9 protein-coding genes are annotated in these 9,786 nt (G+C 70.9%); 2 read left to right on the forward strand and 7 right to left on the reverse strand.

The window, feature by feature from the left end:
- The 5 genes from FF041_RS27080 to FF041_RS27100 form a co-directional block, all read right to left on the reverse strand.
- Positions 1 to 912, reverse strand: a 912-nt coding sequence (locus tag FF041_RS27080; protein WP_153525278.1) for a serine/threonine-protein kinase, incomplete at its 3' end; no start/stop codon positions are given.
- 208 nt (positions 913 to 1,120) lie between these two features.
- Positions 1,121 to 2,395 carry a permease gene (locus FF041_RS27085; RefSeq protein WP_323392870.1) on the reverse strand — a complete coding sequence of 425 codons (1,275 nt, stop codon included), beginning with the start codon at positions 2,393 to 2,395 and terminating at the stop codon, positions 1,121 to 1,123.
- Positions 2,396 to 2,527: 132 nt separating this feature from the next.
- Positions 2,528 to 3,223 carry an MSMEG_1061 family FMN-dependent PPOX-type flavoprotein gene (locus FF041_RS27090; protein WP_153525279.1) on the reverse strand — a complete coding sequence of 232 codons (696 nt, stop codon included), beginning with the start codon at positions 3,221 to 3,223 and terminating at the stop codon, positions 2,528 to 2,530.
- A gap of 45 nt (positions 3,224 to 3,268) precedes the next feature.
- On the reverse strand, positions 3,269 to 4,237 hold the full coding sequence (locus FF041_RS27095; RefSeq protein ID WP_228388652.1) for a PDR/VanB family oxidoreductase: 969 nt from the start codon (positions 4,235 to 4,237) through the stop codon (positions 3,269 to 3,271).
- A complete protein-coding gene (locus tag FF041_RS27100) occupies positions 4,230 to 5,177 on the reverse strand; it encodes an alpha/beta hydrolase (protein WP_323392838.1) in 948 nt (315 codons plus the stop codon). The genes FF041_RS27095 and FF041_RS27100 overlap by 8 nt, the downstream gene beginning before the upstream one ends.
- A 113-nt stretch (positions 5,178 to 5,290) precedes the next feature.
- Between FF041_RS27100 and FF041_RS27105 the strand changes: the two genes are divergently transcribed.
- The gene (locus FF041_RS27105) at positions 5,291 to 5,911 is read left to right on the forward strand and encodes a TetR/AcrR family transcriptional regulator C-terminal domain-containing protein (protein WP_153525280.1); all 621 of its coding nucleotides are present in this window, start codon (positions 5,291 to 5,293) and stop codon (positions 5,909 to 5,911) included.
- 66 nt (positions 5,912 to 5,977) lie between these two features.
- On the opposite strand, the gene FF041_RS27110 is transcribed toward FF041_RS27105, so the two are convergent.
- Entirely contained in the window at positions 5,978 to 7,168 is a 1,191-nt protein-coding gene (locus tag FF041_RS27110) for an acyl-CoA dehydrogenase family protein (RefSeq protein WP_323392839.1), read from the reverse strand.
- A gap of 80 nt (positions 7,169 to 7,248) precedes the next feature.
- Entirely contained in the window at positions 7,249 to 8,418 is a 1,170-nt protein-coding gene (locus FF041_RS27115) for a serine hydrolase domain-containing protein (protein WP_153525282.1), read from the reverse strand.
- 260 nt (positions 8,419 to 8,678) lie between these two features.
- On the opposite strand from FF041_RS27115, the gene FF041_RS27120 reads away from it, so the two are divergent.
- Positions 8,679 to 9,786: enoyl-CoA hydratase/isomerase family protein (locus tag FF041_RS27120; protein WP_323392841.1), on the forward strand; the 1,108-nt coding region annotated here is incomplete at its 3' end.

Genomic DNA, 9,786 nt, shown 5'->3' on the forward strand with positions numbered 1-9,786 from the left:
CCCCCGGGTCCAGGACGGCAGCGGCCCGGCGGGCGGCGCCCCGGGGACCGGGGCGCGGCGGCCTCGACCGCCCCGCGCGACCCTGCGCCACAGGTCCTTCGCGTCGGCGGGCCGCCCTTCGGGCGTCTTGGCCAGCAGATCGAGCACGACCCGCTGGAAGTGGTCGGGGATGCCGTCCCGGTGGGTGTGCAGCGGCTGCGGAGGGGTGTCGCGATGCCCGACGAGCACGGCCCAGGCGTCCTCGTGGTCGAACGGCGGCACGCCCGTGGCGATCTCGTACAGCACACACCCCAGCGAGTAGAGATCGCTGCGGTGGTCCACCTGACCGCCGCCGATCTGCTCGGGCGACATGTAGTGCGGGGTTCCCATGGCGACGCCGAGACCGGTGAGTCTGGCGGAGACGCTGATGTCCTCGCCGAGGCGGGCGATGCCGAAGTCGCAGATCTTCACCGTCCCGTCGGTGAGCCGCATGATGTTGGCGGGCTTGAGGTCACGGTGGACGATGCCCCGCTCATGGGTGTAGGCGAGGGCGTCGGCGACCTGTTCGGCGATGTCGACGACCTCGTGCACGGGCAGCGGACGCCGGTCGTTCTCGTCCAGGAGCTGGCTGAGGTTACGGCCTTCCAGCAGCTCCATCACGAGATAGAGCACGCCCTCGTACTCGCCGAAGTCATGGACGACGGTGACGCCGCGGTGCTGGAGGGCCGCTGCGACCCGGGCCTCGCGGCGGAAGCGTTCGCGCAGCACCGTGGTGAAGGAGGCGTCGTGCTCCGGGGAAGGCGGTTTGAGGCACTTGACCGCGACGCGCCGCCCCAGCGACTCGTCCACGGCGCTCCACACTTCGCCCATGCCCCCGCGCCCGATGACCTCCAGCAGCCGGTACCGGCCCTGGATCAGCCTGGTCTGCGCCATCGCGTGCTGTCGCCCCCGTCGTTCCGCTCCGCCCTCCCCGGCGGGTCCAGTATGGCCTTCCGGCCGCTCAGTCTGTACGGACCGGGGCGTGCCCCGGGGCCGGGGCACGCCATCGCTCTCAAGATGTGACCTGGCGGCGGCCGTCGGCGCAGCCGGGCGGAGTCGAGGCGGACGGGCCGGGCGCTCTCGTGCGGGGCCGTCGGTTGGGTCACTCGGGCGATGGGTCCCGGCGGGGGCGGTCGTCTTCTGCCGGGCCGGGGGCGCCTCCGGCCGGGTCGGGGCCGTATCCCGCCGGACCTGGGCCGCCCCCTGCCGGACCTGGATCGCCCCCTGCCGGACCTGGGCCGCCTCCGTCCGGGCTGCCGCCCATCATCCGCAGCATCGCGGCCCCGCCCGTCCGCAGAAAACGGACCAGCAGCACCGCCGCCAGCAGCAGAAAGACGATGTTGAGCCAGGTGGTGTAGTTCCAGCTGACGCCGCCCGCCGGGAGTGTGGCCCCGGCGCGGTCGGGGATCAGGCCGAGCGCCCCGAAGGCGAACTCCACGGCGTATCCGGCGATGACGGCCGCCGCGTAGAAGGTCCCCAGCAGGAACAGGGCCATGCGCCCGCCGTAGTACTTACGGTAGATGTTCAGGATCGGAAGGATCAGCAGATCGGCGAAGATGAAGGCGACGACCCCGCCGAAGCTGATCCCGCCCTGCCACAGCACCACCGCCAGCGGCACATTGCCGATCGAGCAGACGAACGAGGCGATCGCCACCAGCGGCCCGATCAGCGGGCCCCAGAGCTTCTCGGCGAGCGGATGCCCAGTGAAGAAGAACGCCTGCCAGAAGGAGTCCGGCACCCAGGCCGCGATCGCTCCCGCGATCAGCAGCCCCAGCGCCAGATCCCGGATGATCGCCGCCCACTCCATGACGAAGACCCGGGAGACGGCGGTGAAACCGTCGGGCGAGAGCAGCCGCCGGGCGAAGGAGCCCGTCCCCCGTACGGACATGTCCATCGCGGCGTGGCCCTCCATGGCCCCGGCGAACCCCCGGTCCGCCTGCCGTCGCGCGGTCCGCACCCGCCCATCGGTCAGCAGCACCCGGAAGAGCACCGCGAGCACGGCGATCATCACCGCTCCCCCGGCGAACTCCGCCACGGTGAACTGCCAGCCCATCAGCAGCGCCAGGATCACTCCGAGTTCGACGACCAGATTGGTGGAGGCGATCTGGAAGGCCATGGCCGCGGTGAAGTCGGCGCCCTTCCGGAACAGTGAGCGGGCCAGCGCCACCGCCGCGTACGAGCAGGACGAGGAGGCCGCGCCGAGACCGGCGGCGGCGACGAGGGTACGCGGCCGGGCGTCCCCCAGCAGCCGGACCACGGTGGCCTTGCGCACCGCCGACTGCACCACGGCGGAGAGCGCGAACCCGAGGATCAGCGCCCAGGTGATCTCCCAGGCCATGGCCCCGGCGACCGACAGCGCGTGCACGACAGCGTGAATCACCCCCGGATCCTCTCCACCCCGGCGGCCCCGGTCGCGCCGACACGCCCCGGAGCGTGCGAGCGGGCGGAGGCGGGTTCCGGCCCGGACGGCCGGAAGGCGGGTCCGGGACAGGCAGTCCGCGGCACCGGGTCAGTACAGGTTGTTCCGGTACTGGTTCTCGGCGATGGTGGTGAGTTCCCCGAGCTGGTCGCCGAGACTGTCGGCCATCTTGGCGGCGTTCTCCGCTATGTGCATCGTGTAGAAGCCGCCGCCCAGCAGGACCGCTTCGGCCAGGTGGCGTGGATCCCCCTCCCACAGTCGTGAGCGGATCACAGCCTTTCCACACTGCGAGAAGACCTCCCGCACGCGCACGACGGTCGCCAGCACAGCGGGTCTTCCGTCGGCGCTCAGCATATGCAGCAGCTCCGGATCGTCGCTGATGAACGCGTCACCGTTCACGCGTACGACTTCCCGCAGTCCGGGAACGAGGAAGACCAGCCCCACCGCGGGGTTGCGGGTGAGGTTTTCGAAGGTGTCCGCGAGCTTGTTGCCCGGCCGGTCCGGGAGGGCCAGGGTCCATGGGTCCAGCACGCGCACGGCCCCCGGCGGATCGCCCTTGGGGCTGATGTCGAGGTGTCCGGCGTCGTCCGCCGTGGCGAGACAGAAGAACGTACTGTGCGCGATGAACCTGATGATGAATTCGCCGAGGTGGGATTCCTTCTTGGCCGCGATGAACGGCGGCGGGTGTCCGATGATCTCCCGCACCCGGTCCATGGCGATGGGGCGGTAGTCGTCAGCAGCGGTACGGGTGGACGGAGTCGTACGGGAGTCCTCGTGGCGGCTCATACCGGCCCTCCGGGAAGTGGTGTGCGGTCTCCTGCGCAGGGGGTTCTACACGTCGAGGACGAGACGTCCGCCGCGCGCCCGGGACACGCAGATGTACATGTCGTCACCGGCGGTGTGGATGTCGTCCCGGTGGTCGGGTTCACCGTCGATGACCCGGGTCCGGCACATGCCGCAGACGCCCTCGCGACAGGAGCCGGTCACGGGAAGGCCCTCGTCCTCCAACGCGCTGAGGATGCTCCTGCCTGCGGGGACGATGACCGTACGGTTCGACCGTTCGCACACGACCTCGACGTCGGTGTCGGGCCGGGTCGGCTTCGGACGCGGCCTGAACCGCTCCAGGCGCACCGAGCCGGGGGCCCAGTGTGCGGCCCGCTCCTCGATCGCGGTCAGCAGTGACTCCGGGCCGCACGCGTAGACGGCGGTTCCGGAGCGTGGCCGCTCCAGCCACTCATCGAGCGGTATCCGGCCTGCCCTGTCCTTCGGGTAGAGCCGCACGTTGTTCCGATGGGCGCGCAGTTCGTCGAGGAAGGCCATCGAATCGGCGGTGCGGCCTCCGTAGAGGAGCTGCCACGGCAGGCCCCATGCGGCGGCCTGTTCCGCCATGGCCAGGACGGGGGTGATGCCGATGCCGCCCGCGATGAACAGATAGGCCCTTTCCCGCCTGAATCCGAAGTTGTCCAGCGGTCCGCGCAGCCGTACGCACTGTCCCGGCCGGAGGAAAGCGTGCACGTACTCCGATCCGCCCCGGCTCGCCCGCTCGCGCAGCACCCCGATGCGGTACGAGGACCGGTCCTGCGGGGACCCGCACAGCGAGTACTGCCGTACGATCCCCGTCGGCAGCGCGAGTTCGACATGGGCGCCCGGCCGCCAGGGCGGCAGCTGTCGCCCGTCAGGGGACGAGAACTCGACGGAGACCACACCGGCGGCCTCCCAGCGCACCTGGCGCACCCTCACCCGCATCTCGTGCAGGGCTCTGATCCCGTCGGACATGTCCGCTCGGATCGTCTCAGCCATGTCCGCGCTCGCAGTCGACTCCGACACCGACGCCGTCGGCGAACGCCGCCGTCCAGGCGGAGACAGCGCGACGGCTCACGCGGACTGCGGGGGCCAGTACATCGAACATGTGCGGCACTCCGGGTACGAGGTGAACCTCGACGGAGTTTCCCGCCGCGCTCAGCCGGGCGGCGAACTCCAGCGCTTCGTCCCGTGCCGGATCGACCCCGGCGACCATGATGTACGCGGGCGGCAGACCCCGCAGGTTCTCGGCGCGGGCCGGAACGGCATAGCCGGCACTCGGGTCGGCCTCTTGCAGATACATCCTCCAGCCGGCCTCGGCCCCATGGCGGTTGAAGAGCCTGGGGTCGGTGACCGCTCGCGCCGACGCGGTCGTCAGGCGGTCGTCGATGACGGGGTAGCCCAGGTGGAGGTAGCTGATGCGCGGACCGTCGCGGTCACGGGCGGCGAGGGCCACGGCCGCCGCCAGGGCGGCGCCGGAGGAGTGCCCGCCCACGGCCAGGCGCGACGCGTCGAGACCCAGGGCGTCGGCCTGGTCCACCACCCAGTTCAGCGCGGCGTAGCAGTCGTCGAAGGGGGCGGGGTACGGGTTCTCCGGGGCGAGCCGGTAGTCGGGGGCGACGACGGCGATGCCCAGCTCCATGGAGAGCCGCCGGCACGTGGCGTCCTCCGCGTTGGGGCCGCCCAGCACGAACCCGCCGCCGTGCGTCCACACCGCAACCGGCAGGGGGCCCGCACTCCTTGAGGCCGGGGTGTAGAGCCGCAGACTCAAAGGGTGCCCGTTCGCGGAAATGACACGGTCCTCGACGTCGACCGCGCTGTCCGACCTGCCGTCGCCGCTGGCCGCGCTCACGGCCGCGCGTGCCGCCGGTATGTCGGCGAACACGTCGAGTGCGGGCAACGCCTCGTGGACGGGGAGGAACTCAGGATCCAGGAACACCGGGGACTCCTCTCTCTTGTCCAGTGGACAATAGCGAAGCCTTGTCCACTGGACAAGAGATGCCGCCGTATATTGTCCACCGGACAAGAGACATCACGAGGGAGGTGGCGCCCATGGGCATCAGCCGGGCAGCAGTCGTCGACGCGGCGCTGGAAGTGCTCGACCATCAGGGCCTGGACATGGTGACCATGCGTGCCGTCGCGGACCGGCTGGGGGTGCAGCACAACACCGTTCGCTGGCACGTGGAGAACAAGCGCCGTCTGCTCGTACTGATGTCGGACGCCGTCCTCGCGGGTCTGGACGTCGCCGCCCTGCCCCGCCCGTGGGAGGACCGGGTCCGGGCCCTGGCGCGCTGGTGCCGGGGAGCGATCCTCGCGCATCGCGACGCGGCCCGTCTGCTCGCCGGGCTCGCCACCACCGAGCCGAACACCTACCGGTTCGCCGACACGATGATCCAGACCCTGCTCGACGCCGGTTTCTCGCACCGGACCGCGGCTTGGGCGAACTGGACCATTTTCTATCTGGTCCTGGGCATCACTCACGAACAGCAGGCGCATTCCCCCGAGACGCCCGAGCACATGATGGAATTCAACGACCCCGAGTACCCGGCACTGAGCGAGGCCGCTTCACACGTCGCCGCCGGAACCTACGAGGAGCGCTTCGAGTTCGCGCTGAACATGCAAGTGGTCGCCCTTCGCGTGGAGTTGGACCGCATGGGCGACACTGCGACCTGATTCGATCCGGGTCCGAAGCGCCGACGGGCTCTGTCCGCAGCCCTTTCTACAGCCCTTCCCACAGCGCTAGCGTCGCACCTTCGGCATCCCCAGCCCGATCCACGAGATGATCTCCCGCTGGATCTCGTTGTTCCCGCCGCCGAAGGTGAAGATCACGGCTGAGCGGTAGCCGCGTTCCAGCTCCCCGTGGAGGACCGCCGATGCCGAGCCCTCCTTCAGAGGGCCCGCCGCGCCGGTGATCTCCATCAGCCAGGCGTAGACGTCGCGGCGTGCCTCGGAGCCGTAGACCTTGACGGCGGAGGCGTCCTGGGGGGTGAGGGCGCCCTGCTGGAGGGCGCTGACCATCTGCCAGTTCATCAGCTTCATGGCGTCCAGCCGGGTGTGGGCGCGGGCGAGGCGACCGCGTACCCAGCCCAGGTCGATGACCCGGCGGCCGTCGGCGAGCCTGGTGTCGGCGGCCCAGCGCTGGACGTCGGTCAGCGCGCGGATGGCCATGGTGCCGTGGGCGGCGAGGGTGACGCGTTCATGGTTGAGCTGATTGGTGATCAGCCGCCAGCCGCTGTTCTCCGCGCCGACCCGGCGGGAGGCGGGGACGCGGATGTTCTCGTAGTAGCTGGCGGTGGTGGCGTGCGAGGCGAGGGTGTTGATGAGGGTGCAGGAGTAGCCGGGGTCGGAGGTCGGCACCAGCAGCATGGTGATGCCCTTGTGCGGCGGTGCGTCCGGGTCGGTGCGCACGGCGAGCCAGACCCATTCGGCGGTGTCGCCGTTGGTGGTCCAGATCTTCTGGCCGTTGACCGTGTACCAGCCGGTCTCCACGTCCCCCTCGCGTACGGCCCGGGTCGTGAGGGCGGCCAGATCGGTGCCGGCGCCGGGCTCGCTGTAGCCGATGGCGAAGTCGATCTCGCCGGAGAGGATCTTCGGCAGGAAGTACGCCTTCTGCTCGTCCGTTCCGAATCGCATGATCGTCGGACCGACGGTGTTGAGCGCCATCAGCGGCAGCGGGACGCCCGCCTGGGCCGCCTCGTCGAAGAAGACGAACTGCTCCATCGGGCTCAGTCCCCGACCGCCGTACTCCTCGGGCCAGCCCACGCCGAGCCAGCCGTCCGCGCCGAGACGGCGGATGGTCTCGCGGTAGAAGCGCTTCTGTCCGGCATGGTCGGCGTGGCGGGCGTAGGCGTTCTCCGGCACGAGCCCGGCGAAGTAGGCTCGCAGCTCGGCGCGTAACCGCCGCTGCTCAGGCGTGTATTCAAGGTGCACGACCCCTCCAGAGTCTCGCGGTCCGTCCCGTCCCAGGCGCGCACGGTAGAACGTGTTGCAAGAATCTGGAAGGGGCGCGGTCAGCCCAGCGACGCGTACACGGCCTCGACCAACGCCTTTTTACGTGGGTCGTCGGCGATCCCGGGACCCATCCGGTTCATCACATAGCCGATGCTCACCCCGGCCTCGGGGTCGGCCATCCCGAACGAGCCCCCGAAGCCGTCGTGGCCCAGGGCCCGCGGGTTGGGTCCGTACGAGCCGTTCTCGCCGCTCAGCCAGAGGCCCAGGGCTATCTCGGTCTCCCTCCCGAACGCCGCGCCCAGCACCAGATCGCGGCAGCGCCCCTGGCCCTCCCGCAGCCGCTCGACCGCCTCCGGCGAGAGCAGACGCCGGCCCTCGAACGCTCCGCGCCCGGCGATGATCCCGTACAGCGCGGCGACCCCCCGCGCCGTGGCGTGCCCGTTGGCCGCCGGGATCTGGGCGGCACGCCACGCGTCGGTGTTGGCGTCCGCCGCGGTCACCACGGGATTGGTCAGCGACGTCAGGGCGACCGGCTCCAGCTGACTGAATATCGCCGCCTGTTCGCTGTTGTCGGCGGCCGGCGGATGCACCAGTTCGGCGACGCGGCCCCACTGCTCCTTCGGCAGCCCGATGGTGAAGTCGATGCCGAGCGGCCCGGCCACCTCCCGCTCCAGGAACTCCCCCGGAAGCAGTCCGCTGACCCGCCGGACGACCTCGCCGACGAGGAAGCCGTAGGTCAGCGTGTGATAGCCGGAGCGGGTGCCCGGCTCCCACCAGGGTTCGGTGGCCGCGAGGCGGGCGCAGGTCAGCTCCCAGTCGTAGAGCTGCTCGACGGAGTGGGGCTCGCGCAGCCCGGAGAGTCCGGCGCGGTGCGAGAGCAGCTGGTGCACCAGGATCCCGCCCTTCCCCCGGGCGGCGAACTCGGGCCAGTAGGCGGCGACGGGAGCGTCCAGATCCAGCAGCCCCCGATCGGCGAGCAGATGGGCGCAGAGGGCGGTGGCGCCCTTCACGGTGGACCAGACGTTGACCAGGGTGTCGCGCTCCCAGGGCCGGGTGCCCGCCCCGTCGGCCCAGCCGCCCCACAGGTCGGCCACGGTGCGGCCGTCCACGGTCACCGCGACCGCCGCGCCCAGTTCGCCGCGGTCGCGGAAGTTCTCCTCGAAGACGGCGCGGACCGGCTGGAATCGGTCATCGCATATGCCGTCGACACCGGATCCACTCGTGGACATGAGAGCTCTCCTCGCCTCGGTCATCACTCAGCGGACGAGAACGTACCGACGGGTCGGACCGCCCGGAAGGGATGCCGGGCCGATCGGCGGAAAACGGTCGTGAGGAGGCTCCCCGGTCCGCTCCGCCGCCCATGAGCGAGGATGAGCGCTCACCAAGATCGACAACCGGGAAGGAACCGCCGATGCCCCTCGCCCCGCCCGACTCCGTATCCCACTCCCACTCCCACTCCCACTCCCCAGCTGATTCCGCGTCCGAATCCGTGCCCGGCTCCGTCGTTCTGCGTACCGAGGGCCGCGTCGCGCACATCGTCCTCAACCGCCCCGGCGCTCTCAACGCCCTCACCCACCCCATGGTCCTCGCCATCGACGCGGCGCTCGGCGCATGGGAGTCGGACGACCGCGTCGAGACCGTGGTGATCAGCGGGGCCGGGGAGCGCGGTCTGTGCGCGGGCGGCGACATCCGCGCCATCCACGCCGACGCCGTCGCGGGCGGCCACGCGTCGAAGGACTTCTGGCGGGACGAGTACCGGCTCAACGCCCGTATCGCCCGCTACCCCAAGCCGTATGTCGCGCTGATGGACGGCATCGTCATGGGCGGCGGCGTGGGGGTGTCGGCGCACGGAAGCGTACGGATCGTCACCGAGCGCTCGGCCGTGGCGATGCCGGAGACGGGCATCGGCTTCGTCCCCGACGTCGGCGGCACGCATCTGCTGGCGCGGGCCCCCGGCGAGCTGGGCGTCCATCTGGCGCTCACCGGGCTCGCGGTGGGCGCGGCGGACGCGCTGCTGTGCGGTCTGGCCGACCGCTTCGTGCCCTCCGGGCGGCTGCCGGAGCTGATCAGGGCGCTGGCCGGGGCGCGGGCAGCGGAGGTGCTGGAGCGGTATCCGGACCCGGCTCCGCCCGGTGAACTCGCCCGGCACCGGGAGTGGATCGACTCCTGCTACGCGTCCGACTCCGTGGAGACGATCGTGGAGCGGCTCCTGAACCATGGGGACCCGGCCGCGAAGGAGGCGGCGGTGACGATCCTCACCCGGTCCCCCACCTCGCTGAAGGTCACCCTCGCCGCGCTGCGCCGGGCGCGGGCGCTCGGCACGCTGGAGCCGGTGCTGGAGCAGGAGTACCGGGTGTCGTGCGCCGCGCTCGCCGCGCCGGATCTGATCGAGGGCGTCCGGGCCCGGATCATCGACAAGGACCGCAGCCCGCGCTGGTCGCCTCCGGAGCTGTCCGGGGTGACCGACGAGCTGGTGGAGCGGTTCTTCGCACCCCTCGGGGACGGTACGCCGGGTCTCTTCGGTTGGCTTCCGCTCCCCCTCCTAAGGAAGGGGGATTCCTGCCACGGTCGGGTGACCGTCTCGGTGGGTTCCTGCT

The sequence above is a fragment of the Streptomyces jumonjinensis genome, assembly GCF_009600885.1.
GTDB classification, from domain to species: domain Bacteria; phylum Actinomycetota; class Actinomycetes; order Streptomycetales; family Streptomycetaceae; genus Streptomyces; species Streptomyces jumonjinensis.